The 23,175-nt window shown below is 71.6% G+C and carries 18 protein-coding genes and 1 pseudogene; 8 read left to right on the top strand and 11 right to left on the bottom strand.

The features are described 5' to 3' along the window. Together H8B08_RS17790 and H8B08_RS17785 are read left to right on the top strand one after the other, a co-directional pair. Positions 1-980, top strand: a 980-nt coding sequence (locus H8B08_RS17790) for a glycosyltransferase (protein ID WP_187451540.1), incomplete at its 5' end; no start/stop codon positions are given. Between the two features lie 107 nt (positions 981-1,087). Beyond that, positions 1,088-2,131, top strand: coding sequence for a UDP-glucuronic acid decarboxylase family protein (locus tag H8B08_RS17785; protein ID WP_163261899.1), 1,044 nt, complete (start codon positions 1,088-1,090; stop codon positions 2,129-2,131). Here the strand turns inward: H8B08_RS17785 and H8B08_RS17780 are convergent. The 3 genes from H8B08_RS17780 to H8B08_RS17770 form a co-directional block, all read right to left on the bottom strand. Continuing rightward, positions 2,128-3,189 carry a phosphotransferase family protein gene (locus H8B08_RS17780; protein WP_187451539.1) on the bottom strand — a complete coding sequence of 354 codons (1,062 nt, stop codon included), beginning with the start codon at positions 3,187-3,189 and terminating at the stop codon, positions 2,128-2,130. The two genes, H8B08_RS17785 and H8B08_RS17780, sit on opposite strands and share 4 nt — an antisense overlap. 69 nt (positions 3,190-3,258) lie before the next feature. Continuing rightward, positions 3,259-3,843: a hypothetical protein gene (locus H8B08_RS17775; protein WP_187451538.1), complete on the bottom strand. Its 585-nt coding sequence runs from the start codon at positions 3,841-3,843 to the stop codon at positions 3,259-3,261. A gap of 102 nt (positions 3,844-3,945) precedes the next feature. Further along, positions 3,946-4,920, bottom strand: coding sequence for a threonine/serine dehydratase (locus H8B08_RS17770; protein ID WP_187451537.1), 975 nt, complete (start codon positions 4,918-4,920; stop codon positions 3,946-3,948). Positions 4,921-4,992: 72 nt separating this feature from the next. Here H8B08_RS17770 and glpK point away from each other — a divergent pair, with 72 nt between their 5' ends. Then, the gene (glpK, locus tag H8B08_RS17765; RefSeq protein ID WP_255500932.1) at positions 4,993-6,486 is read left to right on the top strand and encodes a glycerol kinase GlpK; all 1,494 of its coding nucleotides are present in this window, start codon (positions 4,993-4,995) and stop codon (positions 6,484-6,486) included. 22 nt (positions 6,487-6,508) lie between these two features. Here the strand turns inward: glpK and otsA are convergent, their stop codons facing one another. The 6 genes from otsA to H8B08_RS17735 form a co-directional block, all read right to left on the bottom strand. Continuing rightward, positions 6,509-7,981: an alpha,alpha-trehalose-phosphate synthase (UDP-forming) gene (gene otsA, locus H8B08_RS17760; protein WP_187451536.1), complete on the bottom strand. Its 1,473-nt coding sequence runs from the start codon at positions 7,979-7,981 to the stop codon at positions 6,509-6,511. Continuing rightward, positions 7,978-9,780, bottom strand: a complete 1,803-nt coding sequence (locus H8B08_RS17755; protein ID WP_187451535.1) for a glycoside hydrolase family 15 protein — start codon at positions 9,778-9,780, stop codon at positions 7,978-7,980. The genes otsA and H8B08_RS17755 overlap by 4 nt, the downstream gene beginning before the upstream one ends. Beyond that, positions 9,780-10,544: a trehalose-phosphatase gene (otsB, locus tag H8B08_RS17750; RefSeq protein WP_187451534.1), complete on the bottom strand. Its 765-nt coding sequence runs from the start codon at positions 10,542-10,544 to the stop codon at positions 9,780-9,782. Before otsB ends, H8B08_RS17755 begins: the two co-directional genes overlap by 1 nt. A 57-nt stretch (positions 10,545-10,601) precedes the next feature. Next, a complete protein-coding gene (locus H8B08_RS17745) occupies positions 10,602-12,794 on the bottom strand; it encodes an amylo-alpha-1,6-glucosidase (protein WP_187451533.1) in 2,193 nt (730 codons plus the stop codon). Then, positions 12,791-13,879 carry a glycosyltransferase family 4 protein gene (locus H8B08_RS17740; protein WP_187451532.1) on the bottom strand — a complete coding sequence of 363 codons (1,089 nt, stop codon included), beginning with the start codon at positions 13,877-13,879 and terminating at the stop codon, positions 12,791-12,793. The genes H8B08_RS17745 and H8B08_RS17740 overlap by 4 nt, the downstream gene beginning before the upstream one ends. A 95-nt stretch (positions 13,880-13,974) precedes the next feature. After that, positions 13,975-15,120: a PepSY domain-containing protein gene (locus H8B08_RS17735; RefSeq protein WP_187451531.1), complete on the bottom strand. Its 1,146-nt coding sequence runs from the start codon at positions 15,118-15,120 to the stop codon at positions 13,975-13,977. 112 nt (positions 15,121-15,232) lie between these two features. Between H8B08_RS17735 and H8B08_RS17730 the strand changes: the two genes are divergently transcribed. From H8B08_RS17730 to H8B08_RS17710, 5 genes are all read left to right on the top strand, one after another. Further along, on the top strand, positions 15,233-17,428 hold the full coding sequence (locus H8B08_RS17730) for a TonB-dependent siderophore receptor (RefSeq protein ID WP_187451530.1): 2,196 nt from the start codon (positions 15,233-15,235) through the stop codon (positions 17,426-17,428). A 61-nt stretch (positions 17,429-17,489) separates the two neighbouring features. Then, entirely contained in the window at positions 17,490-18,173 is a 684-nt protein-coding gene (locus H8B08_RS17725; protein WP_187451529.1) for a Fe2+-dependent dioxygenase, read from the top strand. 74 nt (positions 18,174-18,247) lie between these two features. Next, entirely contained in the window at positions 18,248-18,568 is a 321-nt protein-coding gene (locus H8B08_RS17720) for a hypothetical protein (protein WP_187451528.1), read from the top strand. Between the two features lie 121 nt (positions 18,569-18,689). Next, entirely contained in the window at positions 18,690-20,129 is a 1,440-nt protein-coding gene (locus H8B08_RS17715; RefSeq protein WP_187451527.1) for an aldehyde dehydrogenase family protein, read from the top strand. Positions 20,130-20,140: 11 nt separating this feature from the next. Further along, positions 20,141-21,799, top strand: coding sequence for a thiamine pyrophosphate-binding protein (locus H8B08_RS17710; protein ID WP_187451526.1), 1,659 nt, complete (start codon positions 20,141-20,143; stop codon positions 21,797-21,799). Between the two features lie 12 nt (positions 21,800-21,811). Here H8B08_RS17710 and H8B08_RS19680 read toward each other — a convergent pair. Both H8B08_RS19680 and H8B08_RS19675 read right to left on the bottom strand, forming a co-directional pair. Then, positions 21,812-21,912 (bottom strand): annotated as a pseudogene (locus tag H8B08_RS19680) (hypothetical protein); the annotation flags it as partial. After that, positions 21,909-23,144 carry a glycosyltransferase gene (locus H8B08_RS19675; RefSeq protein WP_187451525.1) on the bottom strand — a complete coding sequence of 412 codons (1,236 nt, stop codon included), beginning with the start codon at positions 23,142-23,144 and terminating at the stop codon, positions 21,909-21,911. The pseudogene H8B08_RS19680 and the gene H8B08_RS19675, both read right to left, overlap by 4 nt. Between the last annotated feature and the right edge of the window lie 31 nt (positions 23,145-23,175).

Below are 23,175 nucleotides of genomic sequence, written 5' to 3'. Positions count from 1 at the left end.
AAGGCCTGGAGCTGGCCGCCGCCGGCCTGCCCTCGATCGCCGCCCACGACCGGCCGGGCGAGACCCGCTTCGCCGCCGACGTGCTGGCCGACCTGGCCGCCGCCGCACACGCCGACCTGGTCCAGCTCGACCACCCCGCCCTGGCCTGCTCCGAGCGCTTCACCGCGCCGGTGATCGTCGCCGCCGCAGGCTGCGCCGGCACCTGGTGGTCGGCGATGCGCAGCGGCGCGCCGATCCCGGACGAAGACCGCTGGCGCAGCGAGCTGGCCCGCGACGGCTACGGCCGCTGCGCCGCCGCGGTCGCGCCGACCGCCGCCTTCGCCGCCGCCGTCGCCGAGACCTACGGCCGCCGGCCTATCGTGGTCCGCGGCGGCCGCCGCGCCGCCATCGCCCCCGCCGCCGAACCGGCGGCCGATCCCTTCGTGCTGGCCGTCGGCCGGCTGTGGGACGCCGGCGACGAGATGGAGACGCTCGACCGGGCCGCCACTCGGGTCCAGGCGCCCGTGGTGGCGCTGGGTCCGGTGCTGGGCCCGCGCGGCGAACGCACACGTTTCGCGCGCCTGTCGGCCCCGGGCCCGCTGGACCCGGTCCGCACCGCCCAGCTGCTGCGGGAGCGGCCGATCTACGCCTCGGCCGCGCGCTATGCGCCCGACGCGCCGGGCGCGCTCGCCGCCGGCCAGGCCGGCTGCGCGCTGGTGCTGTCCGACGTGCCGGCCCACCGCGAACTGTGGTCGGGCGCGGCCCTGTTCTTCGCGCCGGGCGACGCCGACGGCTGCGCCGCAGCGATCAACCGGCTGCTGGCAGACCCGAACCTGCGCGCCGAGCGCGGGGGCGCCGCGCGCGCCCGCGCCGGCCGTTATTCCGCCGACGCCATGACGCGCGGAATGCTGGGGGTCTATCGCAGCGTCACCGGCGGTCCGGACCGCCGCCCGGCGCGTCGAACCGCCAGCCCGAGAGACCTGTCTGTGGCTCTCGGGTGACGGTCGAAGCGGCCGCCGCCGAGCCGCGCGTTTTGTATCGGGGCGGGTCGAACAAAGACCGATCCGACCAAGTTGAGGAGCGTTAATTCTCGCCGAGGGGACGAGGGATGAAGAACGGCAAGGCGCGCCAAGTTCTCGTGGCCGGAGGCGCAGGCTTCGTGGGGTCCCACCTTTGTGATGCGTTGCTGGCCGAGGGGCATCACGTCGTCTGTCTCGACAGCTTCCTCACCGGCCGGCGGCGCAACATCCGCCACCTCTACCGCGACAGCCGCTTCGACCTGGTCGAGGCGGACGTGGTCGAGCCCCTGCCGCCGCGGCTGAAGCGCCGGTTCGACTACGTCTACAACCTCGCCTGCCCGGCCTCCCCGCCGCTCTACCAGGCCGACCCCGAGCACACCCTGCTGACCAGCGTGTTGGGCACCCGCAACCTGCTGCACCTGTGTGAAGACACCGGCGCGCGCCTGCTGATGGCCTCGACCAGCGAAATCTACGGCGACCCGGAGGTCCACCCCCAGGTGGAAAGCTACCGCGGCTGCGTGAACACCACCGGGCCGCGGGCCTGCTACGACGAAGGCAAGCGGGCGGCCGAGACCCTGTGCTTCGACTTCGAGCGCGGCGGCCGGGCCGAGGTGCGCGTGGCGCGCATCTTCAACACCTACGGCCCGCGCCTGGACGCCTTCGACGGCCGGGTGGTGTCGAACGTCATCACCCAGGCCCTGGCCGGCGACCCGGTGACCATCTACGGCGACGGCCGCCAGACCCGCTCGTTCTGCTATGTGGACGACCTGGTCGACGGGTTGATGCGGCTGATGACCTACGAAGGTCCGCCGCCGGGGCCGGTGAACCTCGGCAATCCGACCGAGCTGACCATCAACGAGCTGGTCGAGCGGGTGCTGCGCATCACCGACTCCGGCTCGCCGGTGACCCGCAAGCCGTTGCCGGTCGACGACCCGACGCGGCGCCGTCCCGACGTCACCCGCGCCCGCGAGGTGCTGGGCTGGTCCGCCAAGACCCCGGTCGACGAGGGCCTGCGCCGGACCGTCGCCTGGTTCGAAGAGGAGCGCGAGCGCGAAGAGGGCCGGCGCGAGGACACCCGCACGGTCGGCGCCGGCTTCAGCGAGCGGACGCCGGATTCGGCGGTGTCGATCTAGGCGACCCGGCGCGCGCCGCTGGCGATCTCCCAGCCGATCTCGGCGGCGCTGCGGGCGACCGCGGCCATGGCCATCGCGCCGCCGTCCGCGGCGTTGCCCTGCAGGGCGCGCGCGTAGACGCCCTGGGTGATGCCCGCGAGGCGAAACAGCGACAGCGCCAGGAAGAACGGCCAGTCGGGGATGTCCTCGCGGCCGACCGCGCGCGCGTAGGCCTGCAGGAACTCCGCCTCGGACGGCAGGCCCCAGGCCGCGGCGTCGAGCTCGCGCAGACCCGGCAGCGGCCCGCCCGGCGGCAGATGATACGGCAGGGCCACATAGGCCAGGTCCGACAGCGGATGGCCCAGGGTGGCCAGCTCCCAGTCCAGCACGGCCAGCACCTGCGGACCGTCATGGGCGTAGAGCAGGTTGCCCAGCCGGAAATCGCCGTGCACGACGGTCACTTCCTCCGTGGCCGGCGCGTTCTCCGGCAGCCAGCGCATCAGGGCGTCCATGGCCGGCAGCTCGTCGGTCTTGGCCGCCAGGTACTGCTTGGTCCAAAGGTTGATCTGCCGGCCGACGAAGTTCTCCGGCTTGCCGAAGTCGGCCAGGCCCGCGGTCCGATAATCGACCCGGTGCAGGGCGGCGAGCGTCTGCGCCATCGCGTCGTAGATCGGCCGCCGCTCGTCCTTCTCCAAGGCCGCCAGCGTGGTGTCGGTCAGCACGCGGCCGTCGACGAAATCCATGACGTAGAAGGCGGTGCCGATGACGCCCTCGTCCTCGCACAGCACGCGGGCCGGCGGCACCGGCACGGCCGTGCCGTCCAGGGCGCGCAGCACGCGGTACTCGCGCTCGATCTGGTGGGCGGAGGGCAAGAGCTTGCCCGGCGGCTTCTTGCGCAGGACGTAGCGGCGCTCAGGCGTGGTGATCAGGTAGGTCGGGTTCGACTGCCCGCCCTGGAACTGGCGCAGCTCGGCCGGCCCCGCGAAGCCCGGCAGGCGCCCGGCGAGCCAGGCGAACAGCCTGGGCTCGTCGAGCCGGTGTTGCGGCAGGGGCGCGATCAGGACCGGGGCGGCGGACATGCGGACAACCGAAGCAGCGAGCTCCGACCGGTCGCACGCGTCCGCCGGCCCGTAAAGGGCGCCGCAGGGTCAATCCGCCGGCGTCGGGCTCCGCGCCGCGGCCACGAACAGGCCCGCCGCCAGCAGCCAGAGCGCCACGAAGCCGCCGCTCACCACCAGGGTCTCCTGCGTCCAGATCAGGGCCATCGAGCCCAGGCCGAGGCCTAGCGCCACCAGCGGGACCAGCGCCTGGGCGAACGCCGTCGCGAACAGGGCCCGGGCCATGCCGCTCGGCCGGAAACGCCCGATCAGGGCGCCGATCAGCGCCACGGCCAGCACGCCGCCGTACAGCAGGTTGGCGTCCTCGCGCTCGCCGCCGATCAGGCCGACCGCGCCGTTGGCCCAGATCAGCAGGAAGGCCGTGCCGATCGCGGCGGCCACCGCGCCCCGATAGACCAGCCCGCCACGGGTGCTGGCGATCAGCTCGTAGGCGAGGGCCGAGCCGAACAAGAGCAGGCCCGCGAACACGAAATCGGAGGTGGTCCAGACCACGTCGTGGGTGAACCGCATGGCGACCAGCGGGACCAGCAGCAGAAGCCCCGTCCCGGCCGCCCAGCCGGCGATCCGCCACCCCAGACCACGCCGTCCCGACCCTGTTTCCGCCTTGCTCGCCATCGCCTTCGCCTCCGCCTTGAGTGAGGCTTCATCCCTGGCGCGGGCGGGGTCGGACGGCATGAGCGAAATGTGAGGCTTTGCTGAGAAGCGGCCCGGCGGCGCTCAGCCCTGGATCAGTCGGGCGTAGAGCGCCGGGTCGACATTGCCGCCGGACAGCACCACGCCGACCGCGCCCGCGCCGGCCGGAACGCGCCCGGCCAGCAGGGCGGCCAGACCGGCGGCGCCGCCAGGCTCGACCACCAGCTTCAGGTGGCGGAAGGCGAAACGCACGGCCTCGCTCACCTCGGCCTCGGTGGCGGTCAGGCCGCCGGCCAGGGTGTCGCGATTGACCGCGAAGGTGATCTCGCCCGGCATGGGCGACATCAGGGCGTCGCACATGGACGGCTGGCCGGGCCCGTGGGTCACCCGTTCGCCCGCGGCCAGCGAGAGCTGGTAGTCGTTGAACTCGTGCGGCTCGACGCAGAACACCCGGGTCGCCGGGCTCAGGGCCTGCATGGCCAGGTTGACGCCGGCGACCAGGCCGCCGCCGCTGGCCGGGACCAGCACGGCCTCGAGGCCCGCGCCGGCCGCCTGCGCCTGGCGGGCGAACTCCAGACCGGTCGTCCCCTGCCCGGCGATCACGAAGACGTCGTCGAACGGGGGGACCAGCACCGAGCCGCGCTGGGCCGCGATCTCGGCGCCGATCGCCTCGCGGCTTTCCGTCCAGCGGTCGTACAGGCGCACCTCGCCGCCGAAGGCGCGCACGCCCTCGACCTTCACCGCGGGGGCGTCCGACGGCATGACGATCAGGGCCGGCGCGCCGACCAGCTTGGCCGCCGCCGCCACGCCCTGGGCGTGATTGCCGGACGAATAGGCCACCACGCCGCGACGACGCTCGTCTTCGCTCAGCCGGCTGATGCGGTTGTAGGCGCCGCGGAACTTGAAGCTGCCGCTGACCTGCAGGCACTCGGCCTTCAGCAGCACGCGCCGGCCGACCCGCTCGTTGAGGGTCGCGTTTTCCAGCACCGGCGTGACCACCGCCCGCCCGGCCAGGCGGGCCGCGGCGTCCTCGACGTCGGCGAAGGCGGGGACGTTCATAGCGGGGCTCCCAAAGCGGTCTGCGACGGCTACGCTCATAACCGAACCGCTCCGTCGCGCGAAGGAGGCCTGATGTCCGCGCCGTCCATGATCCTGGCGATCGACCAGGGCACCACCTCGACCCGGGCCATCGTGTTCGACGCAGACTGGCGCCCCCGCGCCCTGCGCCAGATCCCTCTGCAGCAGCACTATCCCCAGCCCGGCTGGGTGGAGCACGACGCCGAGGAGATCTGGGCGGCGACCCTGCAGGTCTGTCGCGAGGCGATCAGCGACGTGGGCGGGCCCAGCGCCATCGCCGCCATCGGCGTCACCAACCAGCGCGAGACCACCGTGCTGTGGGACCGGGCTGGCGGCGCGGCCCTGCACAAGGCCCTGGTCTGGCAGGACCGGCGCACGGCGGGCGTCTGCGAGCGGCTGCGCGCCGACGGCCAGGAGCCCGCGATCCAGGCGAAGACCGGCCTGGTGCTCGACCCCTACTTCTCCGCCACCAAGATCGCCTGGCTGCTCGACCGGGTCGAAGGCGCGCGCGCGCGCGCCGAGCGCGGCGAGTTGGCGGTCGGCACCATCGACTGCTTCCTGCTCTCGCGCCTGACCGGCGGAGCGGTGCACGCCACTGACGCCACCAACGCCGCGCGCACCCTGCTGTTCGACCTGGCCGAGCGGCGCTGGGACGACGGCCTGCTGGCCCGCTTCGGCGTGCCGCGCGCGGTGCTGCCGGAGATCCGCCCCTGCGCCGGCCGCTTCGGCGAGACCGATCCGGCCCTGTTCGGCCGGGCCATCCCGATCTGCGGCATGGCCGGCGACCAGCACGCCGCCCTGGTCGGCCACGGCGCGCTTGAGCCCGGCGAGACGAAGGTGACCTACGGCACCGGGGCCTTCCTGGTCATGAACGTCGGCGCGACGCCCCGCGCGTCGAAGCACCGGATGCTCTCGACCCTGGGCTATTCCATCGACGGCGAAGCGGCCTACGCCCTGGAAGGCGCGATCTTCTCGGCCGGATCGGCGGTGCAGTGGCTGCAGGAAGGGCTCGGCGTCATCGAGCATTCGCGCCAGTCCGAGGCGGTGGCGCAGAGCCTGACCGACAACGGCGGGGTCTATCTGGTGCCGGGCTTCACGGGCCTCGGCGCCCCCTGGTGGGAGGCCGAAGCGCGCGGCGCGGTGATGGGCCTCACCCGCGACACCACCCGCGCCCACCTGGTGCGCGCGGCCCTGGAGTCGCTGGCCTACCAGACCGCCGACCTGCTGGACGCGCTTAACGCCGACGGCGCGCCGCGACCCTCGGTGCTGAAGGTCGACGGCGGAGTCACCGCCAACGCCTGGGCCATGCAGTTCCTGGCCGACGTCTGCGCCGTGCCGGTGGAGCGGCCGGCCTTCCAGGAGATGACCGCGCTGGGCGCAGCCCGCCTGGCCGCGCTGGGGGCCGGCCTGATCGACAGCCTGAACGTCCCGGCCGCCGACGCGCCGGTCCGCTGGGCGCCGCGCATGGGCGAGGACGAACGCGCGCGGCTGCGGCGCGGCTGGAAGGCGGCGGTCAACGGCGTGCTGGCGACGGCGCGCGCGGGCTGATCAACGCGATCAACCGTTGACGCTAGGATGGCAAACCCAGGGCGGCGCTGGCCGGGTCGGGGGCGAAGCTGCGCGGCTCGACCGGCGCGGCCAGACCTTCCAGCTCCTCCAGCGGAGCCTCGCGCACGGCGGTCAGGGCGTCGACGAAAGAATTGCGCCAGGCCACCACGTCGTCGCGCATCACCCCGCCCATCAGCGCCCTCCAGCGCGCGACCCGCTCCTCCAGCGGCATGGCCAGGCCCTGCTTCAGCGCGTCAGACAGGTCTTCCTGGCTGTACGGGTTGACGATCAGCGCCTCGCGCATCTGCCGCGCCGCGCCGGCGAAACGGGAAAGGATCAGCACGCCGGGGTCCTCCGGGTCCTGGGCGGCGACGTACTCCTTGGCCACCAGGTTCATGCCGTCGCGCAAGGGGGTGACCAGGCCGACCCGCGCGGCGCGATAGACGCCGGCCAGCTCGTCGCGCCGGAAGGCGTGGTTGACGTAGCGGATCGGCGCCCAGTCGACGTCGGAAAAAACCCCGTTGATCCGGCCGGTCAGGGCCTCCAGTCGCTGACGGATCTCCTGGTATTCCTCGACGTCCTCGCGGGTCGGCGGCGCGATCTGCAGCAGGAAGACGTGCTTCTGCAGGTCTGGATTGTCGGCCAGGAAGCGCTCGTAGCCGTGGAAGCGCTCCTCCAGCCCCTTGGAGTAGTCCAGCCGGTCGACACCGACGATCATGGCCCGCCCCTGGGCGCTCTTGATCATCCGCTCCCAGCTGCGCTTCGCGGTGGTCGAGCCGGCGATGGCGGCGAAGTCCTCGGCGTCGATGCCGATCGGGAAGGCCCGAGCCCGGATAGTCCGCCCGAAGGCGCGCACCCGCCCGTCGGCCAGCACCTGGCCGCCGGCCTCCTTGGCGACGTAGCCGTGGAAGGCGTCCAGCCACTCGTCGGTGTGGAAGCCGACCAGGTCGTACTCGAACAGGGACTCCACCAGCTGGCGGTGCCTGGGCAGCGTGACCAAGAGCTGGCGGGCCGGCCAGGGGATGTGCAGGAAGAAGCCGATCGGGTTCTTCACCCCGCGCTTGCGCAGCTCCCGGGCCAACGGGATCAGATGGTAGTCGTGCACCCAGATCAGGTCGTCGGGTTCGATCAGCGGGGCCAGCACCTCGGCGAAACGCCGGTTCACCCGCTCGTAGCCGGACCCGAACGACCGGTCGTAGGCGGTCAGGTCGATGCGGTGGTGGAACAGCGGCCACAGCGTCATGTTGGCGTAGCCGTTGTAGTACTCCTGGACGTCCTGCTCCTCGAGGTCGACGGTCGCCAGGGTGACGCCGGCCGTCCGCTGGATGGTCAGCTGGCCGGTGAACTCCGGCGTCGTGTGGCCGCTCCAGCCCAGCCAGATGCCGCGGTACTGGCGCAGGGCCGCGCCGAGCGCGAGCGCCAAGCCCCCCTGGCTGCCCGCCCCCTTCGTGGAGGGCGGCGTCACCCGGTTGGAAACGCAGATCAGCCTGCTCAACGCACCGAGCTCCAGGGCTGCGACAGCAGGACGGCGCAGTTGATGAGCCCGACCAGCGAATAGGTCTGCGGGAAATTCCCCCACAGCTCGCCGGTCTTCAGGTCGGTGTCCTCGGACAGCAGGCCCGAATGGGTCAGGGTCTTCAGCGTCTCGTTGAACAGGTCGCGCGCCTCCTGGGTGCGGCCGACCCGGTGCAGGGCCTCGATCAGCCAGAAGGTGCAGAAGTTGAACGCGGTCTCCGGCATGCCGAAGTCGTCGGGGACGGCGTAGCGCAGCATGTAGGAGCCCCGCCGCAGCCCGCGCTCGACCGCGTCGAGGGTGGCCTTGAAGCGCGGGTCCTCGGGCTGGACGAAGCGCATCTCGACCAGCTGCAGCAGGCTGGCGTCGATGTCGTCCACGCCGCCGAAGGTGGCGGCGTAGCGGCCGAGCTGCGGATTGAACGCCTCGCGGTCGATGCGGGCGCGGATCTGGTCGGCCCGGTCGCGCCAGAACGCCTGGCGCTCGGCCAGGCCCAGCGCGCCGGCGGCGTTGCACAACCGGTCGCAGGCGGCCCAGCACATGGCCGAGGAATAGGTGTGCACCGCCGCGCGGGTGCGGAATTCCCACAGCCCCGCGTCGGGCGAGGCGTGCAGCTGCCAGGCCCGCTCGCCCACCTTCTCCAGCGCCTTGAAGTCCTCCACGTCGGCCATGCGCAGCAGGCGCTGGTCGAAGAAGGCCTGGACGTTGGACAGCACGATCTGGCCGTAGACGTCGTGCTGCAGGTGCTCGTGAGCCTGGTTGCCGCAACGGATCGGGCCCATGCCGCGATAGCCCGGCAGGTTCTCGATGATCCGTTCGCTGAGCACCGGCTCCAGGCCGACGCCGTACAGCGGCTGGATGTGCCCGCCGCGGGCGTTGTCGACCAGGTTGCGCAGATAGCCGAGATAGTTCTCCAGCATGTCGGCGACGCCCAGCCGGTTGAGCGCCTGCACCACGTAGTAGGCGTCGCGGATCCAGCAGAAGCGGTAGTCCCAGTTGCGTCCGCTGTGGGGCGCCTCCGGCACCGAGGTGGTCAGGGCGGCGACGATGGCCCCGGTCTCCTCGAAGGCGCAGAGCTTGAGCGTGATGGCCGCGCGGATCACCACCTGCTGCCATTCCAGCGGCACCGACAGGGTACGCACCCAGTCGCGCCAGTAGCCGACCGTCTCGTCGACCATCTGGCGGGTGCGCTGGCCCACGTCCTCGGAGAACGACTCGTCCGGCCCCAGAAAGAAGGCCAGTTCGCCCTCGACCCGGAACACCCGCTCATCGATCACGTGGCTGACCGGCGCGTTGGTGGTCAGGCGCAGGGCGCCGCGGTCGCCGACATAGCGGACGTGGTTCGAGCCCCAGGTCCGCTCCGCCGGACGCCGGCCCCAGTCGACCATGGGGCGCAGCTTCATGCGGATGCGCGGCGCGCCGGAGACCGGTCGCACCAGCCGCGCGAAGGCGATCGGCCGGTACATGCGCCCCAGCCGCCGGAAGCGCGGGCAGAAGTCGAGGATTTCCAGCACCGCGCCCTGGCGGTCGGTCAGCCGGGTGCTGAGCACCGGGGTGTTGCGCAGATAGGTCTGCTCGGCCGAGGCCAGGTCCTCCAGCTCGATCGACCAGACCCCCGTGGCGTCGGGCGCGGACGGGTCGCGCCCGCCCAGCAGGCCGCAGAACACCGGATCGCCGTCCACACGCGGCACGCAGGCCCAGATGTAGCGGCCCAGCCGGTCGACCAGGGCGCTGACCGTGCAGTTGCCGATCGGGGCCAGGTCCAAATTGACGTCAGCCATTACGCCTCACTCCCCAGCGACCTTTGAAGCCAAACCCGCACGGCGCCCTCGTCGGGCAACCGGCACGTCGCCGCCGTCGGCCGCACCGGGCCGACCAGCACGCCCAGGCCGCCCAGTTCGGCGGCCCGGCGAAAGCCGTCCTCGTCGGTGACGTCGTCGCCCACGAACACCGGACGCGTGCCCGCGAACGGCGGCGCGGTCAGAAACCGGGCGATGGCTTCGCCCTTGTCGGCGGCGGGCGAGCGCACCTCCACGACCTTGGCGCCGTGCTGGGCGGTCAGGCCGTGCTCTGCGGCCAGCCGCTCGGCGAAGGCGACCGCTTCACCCTCGCGCTCGGGCGCGCCGCGGTAGTGCAGCGCCACGCCCAGCCCCTTGTCCTCGACCAGCAGGCCGGGGCGGTTCTCGGCGAAGGCCTTCAGCTCGCCGGCGACGACGGGGTCCAGACGCTCGGCCGCAAGGACCACCGGCCCGCCGAACTCGGAGCGCCATTCCAGGCCGTGCACGCCGGCCACGCAGCGCACCCGGCCCTGAAGGATACGGTCGACGTCGGCGACCGAGCGGCCGCTGACCACCGCCACCCGACCCTCCAGCCAATCGGAAAGCCGTGGCAGCAGCTCCAGCAGCTCCGCCTCGGCGACCACGTCTTCCGGGCGCGCGCGGATGCCGACCAGGGTGCCGTCGAGGTCGAGAAAAAGACTGTCGCGCCCCCGCCCGAGCGGCTCGGGCGGCGGCGGCGACCCGCGCTCGTACGAAGGGGCCTGCATCGAAGGACAGCAACACGCGTCCGCCCGCGGCGTTCCCCTCGGCCGGGTCCGCCCGGCTCACTTCATGAGGATCACCCGCGCCGGGCCAGCCCGCTTCATGACGTTGACCATGACGTCGTCGCCGTATCGGTACAGCCGCAGGGTGAGCTTGGAGTCGCGCACCTCGAAATCGCGCAGGATCACGAAGTCCAGGAACGCCGGCAGGATCGGGTCGGAGAAGCGCACGCAGTCGGCCGCGTGGTCGACCTCTATGCCCATGCAGGCGGCGAGCAGGGCGAAGGGCGCGGCCGCGGCCCAGGCCTGCGGCGAACAGGCCACCGGATAGGCGGTCGGTCCGCGCCGGGTCTTGCGTGCGAACCCGCAGAAAAGCTCAGGCAGGCGGTTGAAGTCCTGGTAGGCGGCGGTCTCGAACAGGCCCTCCAGGACCTTGGCGGCCTGGCGCTTGTGGCCGTAGCGGGCCATGCCCATGGCGCACATGGCGTTGTCGTGCGGCCAGATCGAGCCGTTGTGGTAGCTCATCGGATTGTAGCGAGCCTCGCTGGCCGAGACGGTGCGGATGCCCCACCCCGTGAAGCTGGCCTCGCTCATCAGGGCGTCGGTCACCCGTCGGGCCCGTTCGGGCGCCGCCGTGCCGGTGAACAGGGCGTGGCCGGCGTTGGAGGTGCGAATCCGGCAGGGGTTCTTGTCGCCGTCCAGCGCCTCGGCGTAGGTGCCCAGCTCCTCGTCCCAGAACGCCTTCTCGAACGCCTCGCGCAGGGTCTCGGCCGCCGCGTCGAACTCGGCCGCGAGCGCGTCCTCGCCGAGCGCGCGCGCCAGCACCCCGGCGTGGCGCTTCGCGGCGTGCACGTAGGCCTGCACCTCGACCAGCGCGATGGGCGCGCGGGCCAGACGGCCGTCGGCGTGGAACACGGAGTCGTTGGAATCCTTCCAGCCCTGGTTGGCCAGGCCCTGTTCGGTCTCCCGCGCGTATTCGACGAAACCGTCGCCGTCGAGGTCGCCGTACTCGTCGATCCAACGGATGGCGGCCAGGATGTTCGGCCAGATCTGGCGGACGGTCTCCAGGTCGCCGGTCCGCTCGAAGTACATGCCGGCCAGCATGACGAACAGCGGCGTGGCGTCGACCGTGCCGTAGTACTCGCGGAACGGCACCTCGCCGAGCCGGGCCATTTCGCCGCCACGCAGCTCGTGCAGAATCTTGCCCGGCTGGGAGTCGGCGGCGGGGTTCGACGTGGTGGCCTGGGTGCGGGCCAACACGCCCAGCACGCCGCGCGCCACCTCGGGCTCGCACCACAGCACCTCCATGGCTGTGATGATCCCGTCACGGCCGAACACGGTCGAGAACCAGGGCACGCCGGCGTACGGGTAAGGACCGTACTTGGTCTCGGTGAAGAGCATGTTCAGGTCGAAGATCGACCGCGACATGACCGCGTTGAACAGGGCGTTGGAGCTGGAGACGTTCAGCAGCCGGCGCACCCGCGCCCGCATCGCCCGGCGGGTGTGGCGGTAGGCGTCGGCGTAGCGCGAGGGGTCCTCGCCGGCCGACTTCGACATGCGGCAGGTGACGGTGACCACGATGTGGGCGCGGCCGTTGGGCTCCAGTTCGAAGTTCCAGCTGGCCCGGCCGGTGTCCAGCTTGGCCGGGGTCGGCGAGAAGCAGACGGTGGTGGTCCGCTCCAGTCCGTCGAGGCCCAGGTAGACGAAGCGGATCTCCCGGTCGGAGACGCGGTTGATGGTGGTGGTCCCGCGCGCCGGCCGGCGCTCGCCGCGCACCTCGAACAGGTCGTGGAAGTCGGCGCCGAACAGCAGGTCGGCGCTGAACCGCTCCTTGCATGCGGCGAAGTTCCGCAGCGAGAAGCGCTCGAAGCACACGCCGTCGCGCAGGAACTTCTTGCGGGCGGCGAAGATCGAGTCTTTCGGCAGCCGCAGGTTGCCGTCCTCGCCCCGGATGTCCGGGTTGGCGCAGTCGACCGCCAGGGCGGCGTTGTCGTCCAGCACCACCGAGCTCAGCAGCAGAGGCCGTTTCTTCTCCAGCAGGAACTCGTAGTGCGACAGGAAGCGGGTGTCCTGGAAGTACAGCCCCTCCGGACCGTCCTCGACCGTGCCGACGTCCCCGTAGGCGTCGAACACGGCGAAGGCGTCCTGGTGCTTGAGCGTGCGCAGCGCCCGGTCGACCAGGGAGCGTTCGGCCTCGATGTAGTGTTCGGGCAGCGGCTCGCCGCCGTTCGGCGGCGGGTTCATCGGCTTGTTCATGTCGACGCCAGGACTGCGGCGCGGCGGCCGGCCAGGGAATCCGCCACCGCGACCTTGGCGGCCTCGACGGCCTGCAGGGACTCGTAGACGGCGACGTAGTCGTGGGCCATGCGCGCGGCGGTGAAGCGGCTCTCGAAACGCGCGCGTACGGCGTTGCGGTCGAAGGCGGCGGCCTGGCGCACCGCCTCGACCGCCGCGTCCAGGCTGTCGACCACGAAGCCCGAGACGCCGTCGTCGATCACTTCCGGCACCGAGCCGTCGCCCCAGGCGACCACCGGCGTGCCGGCGGCCATGGCCTCGATCATCACCAGGCCGAACGGCTCGGGCCAGTCGATCGGGAACAGCAGGGCGGCCGCGCCGCCCAGGAAGGCCGGCTTCTCGGCGTCGCCGATCTCGCCGATGAACTCGACCAGCGGGTCGTCGAGCAGCGGGCGGATCCGCTGCTCGAAATAGTCCTGGTCGGCCTTGTCGACCTTGGCGGCGATGCGCAGCGGCAGGCCCACCCGGCGCGCGATCTCGATCGCCCGGTCGGGCCGCTTCTCCGGCGAGATGCGGCCCAGGAAGGCGAGATAGCCCGCGTGCCGCGGCGAGAAGCCGATCAGGTCGGGGGGCAGGCCGTGATGGACGGTGGCCATCCAGTTGACCGGCGGCATGGGCCGGCGCTGGGCGTCGGAGATCGACACCAGCGGCATGTGCGGAAAGGCGCGGAACACCGGCTGGTAGTCCGGGATGTCCAGACGGCCGTGCAGGGTGGTGACCGACTTGTGCGCCAGGTCCTTGAACAGGGCGAACTGCAGCAGGTCGACGTGGAAGTGCAGGACGTCGTAGCGGTCCGCCTCGCGGCGAAGCCGATCCAGCATGACCAAGGTGGACGCCACGTGGTCGCGGATGCCGGCCAGGCGCAGGCCGGTCGGCGTGCAAGGCACCAGCTCCGCCGAGGTCACCGAATCGCCGCTGGCGTACAGGGTCACCTCGTGCCCCTGGGCCACCAGTTCTTCCGTGAGCCAGGACGCGACCCGCTCGGTCCCACCGTACATCTTCGGCGGTACGGCCTCCGCGAGCGGGGCGATCTGGGCGATGCGCATGGAGGGTCACCTCGGCCTGTCAGGTCGAGGGAGAACTCGCGCGCCGGGGGGGCGTTCCCTAGGCCGGGACGCTTAAACCCTTGCTTTGTAAAGCTTCACCGACCACGCCGCGCAGCCTCCACGGCCCGTCGTCCGGCCCGGTTTTTCAACCACATGACCACGCCGGTGACGCCCAGCAGCAGAGGCGCGATCCCGCCCAGGAAGATGATGGCCTGCCACACCGGGCCGGTGTCCGTGCCGTAGTGGATCTGGCGCATGACGCGCGCGACGCCGTCGGTCCCGCCCTTGGGCGCGTCGACCGAAACCTCGCCTGAGGCGTCGGCGACCTTCACTTCGGCCGTGGTCCCGGTCAGGCGGACGGTCCAGTCCGAGCTCTTCTCGGTCGGCCAGCCCAGGCGCGTCACCCGCGCGTCCGCCCGGCCGCCCTGGGCGCTCTCGAGGGCCCGGGCCGCGGCCTGGTCCGGCGTGAGCATGGTCTCCGCCACCGGACGGGCGCGGCCGCGCGGGCCGCCCTGGGCGGGGCCGGCGCCCTTGGCGCGGGCTTCGCCGACCAGCGGCGCGACGGCGGCCTTCATGGTCTGCGGGAAGGAGATATAGGCGCCGGTGAAGGCCAGGGTCGCCAGCGGGATGCAGATCCAGAAGCCGACCAGGTGATGCAGGTTGCCGGTGAACAGCGGCCCGCGCGTCCAGCGCAGCCCCTTCAGGACGGCGCCGTTGCGCGGCCACCAGAGCCACAGGCCGGTCAGGGCCGAGGTCAGCATGGCCCAGCCGAACCAGCCCACCACCTTGCGGCCGACCTCGGGGATGTTCAGCGTGCCGTGGAAGACGTGCAGGATCCGCAGCACGCCGGTGTTGGCGTCGCCCTGGTCGAGCACCCGGGCGGTGGCGGGATCCAGCCACACGGTCGGCCGCGGGGCGGAGCCCGGGCGCGCGCCCTTCACCGGCTTGCCGGCGGCGGTGACCACCACCGGCGACCCGGCGTGGTCGGGCAGTTCGACCGAGGCGATCCGCTCGTCGGGCTTCAGCACCGCGCGCGCCGCCTGCGCGTAGGCGGACATCGGCAGCGAGGCCAACTGGGTCGAGGTGTTGTAGCGCTGGGGATTGGCGATCCCGTCGGTCCAGTCGTGCCAGACCAGCAGCGTGCCGGTGAGGCTCAGCGGGATCAGCACCGCCGACAGCAGCACCCCGATCCACAAGTGGACCTGGAACCACACTCGCCGCAAATCGCCCCGCCGCGCCATGCCGGTCGCCCCTTATTGCCAAGTTTCGCTTGCCTAGCCCCTCTGCGAGTGATTATCAATCACCCGCAATTGAGAACCACTCGCAAAAGCGAGCGCTGAGGGGCGCAAGAAAATGAGATCGTCGAACCCGTCGGGGGTGAAGGCCGCCGCCAAGACCGCTGTCCTGCGGGTGAGCCTGGCCGGCGCGGCCGCCGCCCTGCTAGCGCCCGCGGCCCTGGCCGAAACGGCGGAGCTCGACGAGCCCACCAGCGTATCGAGCGTGACGGTCGAGGCGCCGGGCGCCGAACGCTCGGCCGATCCGAAGATCGGCAAGCTGCTCGACGCGCCGCAAAGCATCACCATCGTCCCGCAGGAGGTGATCGAGGCCCGCGGCGCGACCACCCTGCGCGACGTCTTGCGCAACGTGCCGGGCATCAGCATGCAGGCCGGCGAAGGTGGCGTGCCGAACGGCGACAATCTGACGATCCGCGGCTTCAGCGCCCGCACGGACATGTTCGTGGACGGCGTGCGCGACGTCGGCGGCTACACCCGCGACTCCTTCAACCTGGAGAGCGTCGAAGTGATCAAGGGGCCGGCCTCGGCCTATGTCGGCCGCGGCTCGACCGGCGGCTCGATCAACCAGGTCAGCAAGACCCCGACCCTGGACCGCTTCGTCGCCGGCACGGTCGGCGGCGGCAGCTCGGCCTACGCCCGCGCCACCGTCGACGCCAACCTGCCGGTCAGCGACACCGTCGCGCTGCGCCTGAACGCCATGGCCTACAGCGCCGACGCGCCGGGCCGCGACGAGGTCTACGCGCGCCGCTGGGGCGTCGCTCCGACCATCGCCTTCGGCCTGGAGACCGCCACGCGCCTGACCGCCGGCTGGCTGCACCTGGAGCAGGACAACATGCCCGACTACGGCATCCCCTGGGTGCCGGAGACCAACACCAATCCGACGCTCGCCGCCTGGCGCGGCAAGCCGGCCCCGGTCGACCCCTCGAACTTCTACGGCCTGGTGAACCGAGACTACGAAGACGTCAGGACCGACGTCGGCACGGTGAAGATCGAGCGCGACGTCTCCGACGCCGTCAGCCTGTCCAACACCCTGCGCTACATCCGCACTCACCGGGACTCGGTCGTTTCGTCGCCGCGCTTCGCCAGCGCCAGCTCGGCCGACGTGGTCGCCGAGTTCAAGCACCGCGACCAGACCGACGAAATCCTGATCAACCAGACCCTGCTGACGGCCCGCTTCGCCACCGGCGCCCTGGACCACAAGGCGGTGGCCGGCCTGGAGCTCAGCCGCGAGGACTCCAAGAACCACTTCCTCAGCGGCCCGAACTCGAGTCCGACCAACCTGTACAACCCCGACTTCCGCCGCCCCTACACCGGCACGATCGTCGACAACGGGATCAACAAGGTCCGCGGCGACTCGGTCAGCCTGTACGCCTTCGACACCGTCGCCCTGAACGAGCACTGGGAGGTGGCCGCCGGCCTGCGATGGGATCGCTACGAGCTGACCTACAACCCGGTCCAGGCCCTGAGCGTGACCCCGCAACAGCCGAACACCTCTGTCGACTTCAATAGGAAGACGGACGAAATGGTCAGCTGGAAGGCCGGCCTGATCTACAAGCCGACCTCGAACGGCAGCGTCTACTTCGGCTACGGCACCTCGTTCAATCCGGGCATCGACTTCGTCAACCTGGCGAGCGCCACCCCGACGAACACCACCCTCGACCCCGAGGAGAGCCGCAGCTACGAGCTGGGAACCAAGTGGGAGTTGCTGGACAAGTCGCTGCTGGTCACGGCCGCGCTGTTCCGCACCGAAAAGACCAACGCCCGGACGCCCACCAGCGCCTTCGACTCCACGGTCATCCTGGAGGGCGAGCAACGCGTCGACGGCTTCGAGATCGGCGTCAGCGGCCAGCTGACCGAAACCTTGTCCGTGTTCGCCGGCTACACCTGGATGGACGGGACGATCGTTAAGTCCAACACCGTGACCAACCTCATCCCGGAACAGGGCAAGACCCTGTCGAACACGCCGGAGAACACCTTCAACGTGTGGGCGACCTGGGAGCCGGTACAGAAGGTGCAGCTGGGCGCCGGCGCCCAGTACGTCGGCGCGCGCTTCGCCAACAACACCAACACCCGCGAAGTGCCGGAGTACTGGACCTTCGACGCCATGGCGGCCTACGACGTCACCGACGACGTCTCGGTTCGCGTGAACGTCTACAACCTGGCCGACGAGCGCTACTTCGATAACGTAGGGGGCGGCCACCTGGCCCCCGGCGCGGCCCGGTCGGCGGTCCTGTCCCTCGGCTTCCGCTTCTAGTCCAGATTGATCAAGCTTGAGGGCCCCGTCCCGGCGGGGCCCTTCCGCGTTCGGAGGCCCCATGCTGCTGCAAGTTCCCGACGTGCTGACGCCAGAGCAGGTGGCCTATGCGCGCCAGGTGCTGGAGACCGCGCCCTGGGCGGACGGCCGCATCACCGCCGGCCACCAGTCGGCGCTGGCCAAGCGCAACCGCCAGCTGCCGCAGGACTGCGTCCAGGCGCTGGAACTGGGGGCGCTGGTCACCAAGGCCCTGGAGCGCAACCTGCTGTTCCTGTCCGCCGCCCTGCCCCAGCGGATCTACCCGCCGCTGTTCAACCGCTACGAAAGCGGCCAGGACTTCGGCGATCACGTCGACAACGCCATCCGCCGCCTGCCCGACGGCTCCGGCGCGGTGCGCACCGACCTGTCCGCCACGCTCTTCCTGGCCGAGCCGGACGAATACGACGGCGGCGAGCTGACGGTCGACGACACCTACGGCGTCCACCAGGTGAAGCTGCCGGCGGGCTCGATGGTGCTCTATCCGGCCTCCAGCCTGCACCGGGTCGAGCCGGTCACCCGCGGCGCGCGCGTGGCCTGCTTCTTCTGGATCCAGAGCCTGGTGCGCGACGACGCCCGGCGCACCCTGCTGTTCGACATGGACCTGTCGATCCAGCGCCTGGCCGAGACCGCCGGCCAGACCGACCCGCAGATCGTCGCCCTGACCGGCTGCTACCACAACCTGCTGCGGATGTGGGCCGAGCCCTGACGCTTGTCTCCCCTCTCCGGCGCCGGCACGTTGATGGCGTGGCTTAAATCCGAACGTCCGACAGCATCCCCCAAATGTCCTTCGACCTCGATCGCACGATAGCTGCCGCGCTCACCGCGAAGGGGTCCGGTCGTCTCTCTTTCGTTCGAATGCTCCAGTTGCTCGAAACGGGTCGAGAGCGCGACCTCCCGCTGTCCGCCATCGACGCGACGGGCGAAGCGGGGCGCATTCCCCGCACCGAGTGCGGGTTCTATGTCGATTTGAACGAGTTGGAGGACGCTGGCGAAGATCGAGCGACCATGGCCCAAAAGAGTAACGGGTGGGCACTGGACCATTACCGCTCCGGCAAAGTGGATGTCGGCGGCGCAGAATTCGAGGTTTGGTTTCGGCCGTGAGGGCATCCAGGCTCGGTCGCCTGATGTTGTCGCCTCAATTTACGCCGCCCCTAGCTGCCGGGTGTGGCCCCTGCCCCCGAAACCGCGCTAGAGAGCGCCGTTCCGGCAAGCGAGGGCGGTGATGGCGAAGCGGTACGCCAACCTGATCGGCGGCGAGTGGGTCGACGGCGCGAACGCCGCGCAAAACCTCAACCCGTCCGACCTGGACGACGTGGTGGGCGAGTTCGCGCAAGGCGACGCCGCCGACGTCGACCGCGCGGTCGCCGCGGCGCAGGCCGCCCTGCCCGCCTGGAGCCGCGCGACCGCCCAGGTCCGCGGCGACCTCTTGGACAAGGTCGCCGACCGCCTGCTGGCTCGCGAGGCCGAGCTCGGCGAGCTCCTGGCCCGCGAAGAGGGCAAGACCCTGGCTGAGGCCAAGGGCGAGGTGCAGCGGGCCGGGCGGATCTTCAAGTTCTTCGCCGGCGAGTGCTGGCGTGCGGTGGGCGAGGTGCTGCCCTCGCAGCGCCCGGGCGTCAGCGTCGAGACCCGCCGCGAGCCGGTCGGCGTGGTCGGCCTGATCACGCCCTGGAACTTCCCGATCGCCATTCCCGCCTGGAAGGCGGCCCCGGCGCTGGCCTACGGCAACTGCGTGGTGATCAAGCCGGCCGACATCGTGCCGGCCAGCGTGTGGGCGCTCGCCGAGATCATCCACGAAGCCGGCGCGCCGGCGGGGGTGTTCAACCTGGTGATGGGCCGCGGCTCCGTGGTCGGCGAGGCGCTGATCAACCACAAGGGCGTCGACGCCATCTCCTTCACGGGCTCGCAAGGCGTCGGCGGCCGCATCGCCGAGGCCTGCGCGAAAAACTTCAAGCGCTTCCAGCTGGAGATGGGCGGCAAGAACCCGCTGGTCGTGCTGGACGACGCAGATCTGGACCTGGCGGTCGAGGGCGCGCTGAACGGCGCCTTCTTCTCCACCGGCCAGCGCTGCACCGCGTCGAGCCGGCTGATCGTGACCAAGGGCGTCTACGGCGAATTCGTCCGTCGTCTGAAGACCCGGCTGGAAGCCCTCAAGGTCGGCGACGCGCGCGATCCCGCGACCCAGATGGGCCCGGTCGTGTCCGACCCGCAGCTGCGCCAGAACCTCGACTATGTCCGCGTCGGCACGGAGGAGGGCGCGACCCTCGCCTTCGGCGGCGAGCGGCTGGAGATGCCCAAGCGCGGCTTCTACATGCGCCCGGCCCTGTTCACCGACGTCGACAATTCGATGCGCGTCGCCCGCGAGGAGATCTTCGGCCCGGTCGCCGTGGCCATCCTCGCCGACAGCGCCGAGCACGCGCTGGAGATCGCCAACGACACCGAGTTCGGCCTGTCGGCCGGCGTCTACACCACCTCGCTGAAGCACGCGCGGATGTTCCAGGACGGCCTGAAGACCGGCATGGTCATGGTCAACCTGCCGACCGCCGGCGTCGACCTGCACGCCCCGTTCGGCGGGACCAAGGCGTCGAGCTTCGGCCCGCGCGAGCAGGGGCCGTACGCGCGCGAATTCTACACCCGCCTGAAGACCTCCTACGTCCAAGCCTGAGAACGCATCCCATGTCCGCCAATCCCAACGCCGCGCGCCGGCTGGTCGAAGCCCTGGTCGCCAACGGCGTGGACCACGTGTTCTGCGTTCCCGGCGAGAGCTATCTGGCCGTGCTGGACGCCCTGGCCGACGTCGAGGACCGGGTGCGCGTGGTCGCCTGCCGCCACGAGGCGGGCGCGGCCAACATGGCCGAGGCCTACGGCAAGCTGACCGGCCGGCCGGGCATCTGCATGGTCACGCGGGGGCCCGGCGCCACGCACGCCAGCGTCGGCGTGCACACGGCGCATCAGGACTCCACCCCGATGATCCTGTTCGTCGGCCAGGTGGCGGCGGCCGACAAGGGCCGCGGCGCCTTCCAGGAGGTCGACTACCACGCCGCCTTCGGGCCGCTGTCGAAGTGGGCGGCCGAACTGGACGAGCCGGGCCGCACGGCCGAGATCGTCGGCCGCGCCTTCGCCACCGCGACGCAGGGCCGGCAGGGCCCGGTGGTGCTGGCCCTGCCCGAGGACAAGCTGCACGAGGACGGCGGCCCCGCCCCGGTCCGCCCGGTCGCCCCGGCCCGCGCCGGCCTCGACCCGGCGGTGCTGGAGACCATCGAACAGCGCCTGAAGGAGGCGGAGGCGCCGCTGGTGGTGCTGGGCGGCTCGGGCTGGACCCGCCCGGCCCTGGCCGCGCTCAGTGACTGGCTGAAGGCGCACGACCTGCCAATGGTTCTGTCCTTCCGCCGCAAGGACCTGATCGACAACGACCACCCCTGCTATGTCGGCGACCTCGGCCTGGGCCCGAACCCCAAGCTGGTCGAGCGGGTGAAGTCGGCCGACCTGATCCTGGCGATCGGCGCGCGGTTGGGCGAGAACCCGACCCAGGGCTATTCCCTGCTGACGCCCGAGTTCACCGCTCAACGGTTGATCCACATTCACCCGGGGCCGGAAGAGCTGGGCCGGGTGTGGCCGGCCAGCGCCGCCGGCGTCGCCGACGTCTCGCCCGCCGCCCTGGCCGTCGCGAGCATCGGCGGCGACCGCAAGTGGACCGCCTGGCGCGAAGCCGCGCGGGCCGACTACGAGGCCTTCACCGCCCCGATCGACGTGCCGGCGGCGGTCAACCTGTCGGAAGTCGTCGCCCACATGGCCGAGGTGCTGCCGAAGGACGCCATCATCTGCAACGGGGCCGGCAACTTCGCCGCCTGGCTGCACCGGTTCATCCGTCATCGGAGCTTCCGCACCCAGCTCGCGCCCACCTCCGGCGCCATGGGCTACGGCTTCCCGGCGGCCATCGCCGCAAAGCTGGTCCATCCGGAACGCGACGTGGTCTGCTTCGCCGGCGACGGCGACTTCATGATGACCTCGCAGGAGCTGGCCACCGCCGTGCAGTACGGCGCGAACGTGATCACCGTCGTGGTCGACAACGGCACCTACGGCACCATCCGCATGCACCAGGAGCGCGAGTATCCGGGCCGGGTGATCGCCACCGACCTGCAGAACCCCGACTTCGCCGCCTACGCCCGCTCGTTCGGCGCCTGGGCCGAGACGGTCGACCGCGGCGAGGACTTCCCCGCCGCCTTCGCCGCCGCCCGCGCGGCCGGCAAGCCCGCCCTGATCCACCTGAAGACCGACCCCGAGCAGATCGCGCCCGGTCGGACGATCACCCAGCTGCGGGGCGGCAGAGCCTGACAACTCGGTGGTCCGCCCTCGTCCTTCGACACGCTCAGGATGAGGGCGACTGAGCCGCAGTAGCAATCCTCATCCTGAGCCTGTCGAAGGACGAGGATTTCGGGCCCGCTCACCCCACCAGGCCGGCGAACGGCGCGGCCCGCAGCGTCTCCGCGCTCCACGCCTCCGCCAGGCCCGCCACCTTCCGTCGGGCGGCGTCGCCGATCCGGCCGCGGCGCTCCGGGTCGTCGGCCAGGGTCCGCAGCAGGCCGGCGGCCTGGTCGAGGTCAGGCTCGGCCCACGCGCCGCCGCGGTACATGCCCGACGGATCGCGGATCGGCGCCAGGCCGAACCCGACCAGGGCGGCGCTGTCGGCGTCCAGGAAGTCCAGCGGCCCGGACCAGCCGGTGGCGATCACCACCTTGCCCAGGGCCATGGCCTCGGCCAGGGACAGGCCGAAGCCTTCGGCCCGGTGCAGCGACAGGAAGGCGTCGACGCTGGCCAGCAGATCCAGCACGCCCGAGTCGGTCAGCTCCTCGTCGAGCACCCGGATGTCCGGCCTGCCGGCGACGGCGGCGTAGAGCGCGCGCGCGCGGGCCGGGTCGGCCTCCAGCTTCACCGCCTTGACGGTCAGGCGCGCGTCCGGCCGCGGCTGCGGAAACGCGCGCCGCCAGGCCTCCACCGCCCCCATCGGGTTCTTGCGCACGAAGGTCGAGCGGGCGTCGAAGGCGCTGAGCACGTTGAAGGCGCCGGGCGCCAGCCCGAAGCGGCGCGGGTCCGCCTTGGCCCCGCCCACGTCCGGCAGGGGGTGCGGCATGACCTTGAGCCGTGGCTCCAGGTCCGCCCGCCCCTGCGCCCGAAAGGCCGCGGCCAGCGCGTCGCGGGTGTAGCGGCTGGTCGCCCAGATCTCGTGGAACCAGGGCGCGGCGCGCACCCAGGCGGCCGGCGCCCGCGGCGTCTCCCAGGCCCAGTAGCCGATCCGGTAGCGCCCTGCCCACGCCTGCGGCTGGTGGGTCAGGAAGGCGATCTCCGCCTCAGGGGCGTTGGCGTGGATCATCCAGACGCCCCCTTCCCGCTCGGTCGGCAGGGTCATGCCCGCGCGGCGGATGCGGAAGAAGGACGGACGCAGGTCGTGGCGCACCACCGGCCACCCGGCCGCCTCCAGCGCGTCGGCGGTCATCCGCCCGGCCCGCCCGACGCCCAGCACCTCGTTCATGAAGCCGGTGACCACCAGCGGCCCGGGCCGGATCTCGGCGGGCGCGGCCGGCGGCGACCACTGCGGCGAGCGCGCCAGGCGCAGCCCCGACAATACGGCCCGGACCACCGGGCGCCGGACCGTCGGCGGCAACAGCCGGATCACGCTCACAGAGCGCAGCCTTTCGGCGTCCCGCGAGTTG

The organism is Caulobacter sp. 17J80-11 (genome assembly GCF_014349105.1).
Classification (GTDB): Bacteria; Pseudomonadota; Alphaproteobacteria; order Caulobacterales; family Caulobacteraceae; genus 17J80-11.
This window is presented reverse-complemented; position numbering and strand designations above follow the sequence as displayed.

What these genes read in the sequence shown, in the direction of transcription:
- H8B08_RS17710 (WP_187451526.1), top strand. Translation starts at nt 20,141, where the DNA reads ATGTCCGCCAATCCCAACGCCGCGCGCCGGCTGGTCGAAGCCCTGGTC.
- glpK (WP_255500932.1), top strand. Translation starts at nt 4,993, where the DNA reads ATGTCCGCGCCGTCCATGATCCTGGCGATCGACCAGGGCACCACCTCG.
- otsB (WP_187451534.1), bottom strand. Translation starts at nt 10,544, where the DNA reads ATGCAGGCCCCTTCGTACGAGCGCGGGTCGCCGCCGCCGCCCGAGCCG.
- H8B08_RS17725 (WP_187451529.1), top strand. Translation starts at nt 17,490, where the DNA reads ATGCTGCTGCAAGTTCCCGACGTGCTGACGCCAGAGCAGGTGGCCTAT.
- H8B08_RS17770 (WP_187451537.1), bottom strand. Translation starts at nt 4,920, where the DNA reads ATGAACGTCCCCGCCTTCGCCGACGTCGAGGACGCCGCGGCCCGCCTG.
- H8B08_RS17715 (WP_187451527.1), top strand. Translation starts at nt 18,690, where the DNA reads ATGGCGAAGCGGTACGCCAACCTGATCGGCGGCGAGTGGGTCGACGGC.
- H8B08_RS17755 (WP_187451535.1), bottom strand. Translation starts at nt 9,780, where the DNA reads ATGGCTGACGTCAATTTGGACCTGGCCCCGATCGGCAACTGCACGGTC.
- H8B08_RS17780 (WP_187451539.1), bottom strand. Translation starts at nt 3,189, where the DNA reads ATGTCCGCCGCCCCGGTCCTGATCGCGCCCCTGCCGCAACACCGGCTC.
- H8B08_RS17740 (WP_187451532.1), bottom strand. Translation starts at nt 13,879, where the DNA reads ATGCGCATCGCCCAGATCGCCCCGCTCGCGGAGGCCGTACCGCCGAAG.
- H8B08_RS17775 (WP_187451538.1), bottom strand. Translation starts at nt 3,843, where the DNA reads ATGGCGAGCAAGGCGGAAACAGGGTCGGGACGGCGTGGTCTGGGGTGG.
- H8B08_RS17730 (WP_187451530.1), top strand. Translation starts at nt 15,233, where the DNA reads ATGAGATCGTCGAACCCGTCGGGGGTGAAGGCCGCCGCCAAGACCGCT.
- H8B08_RS17745 (WP_187451533.1), bottom strand. Translation starts at nt 12,794, where the DNA reads ATGAACAAGCCGATGAACCCGCCGCCGAACGGCGGCGAGCCGCTGCCC.
- H8B08_RS17735 (WP_187451531.1), bottom strand. Translation starts at nt 15,120, where the DNA reads ATGGCGCGGCGGGGCGATTTGCGGCGAGTGTGGTTCCAGGTCCACTTG.
- H8B08_RS17785 (WP_163261899.1), top strand. Translation starts at nt 1,088, where the DNA reads ATGAAGAACGGCAAGGCGCGCCAAGTTCTCGTGGCCGGAGGCGCAGGC.
- H8B08_RS17720 (WP_187451528.1), top strand. Translation starts at nt 18,248, where the DNA reads ATGTCCTTCGACCTCGATCGCACGATAGCTGCCGCGCTCACCGCGAAG.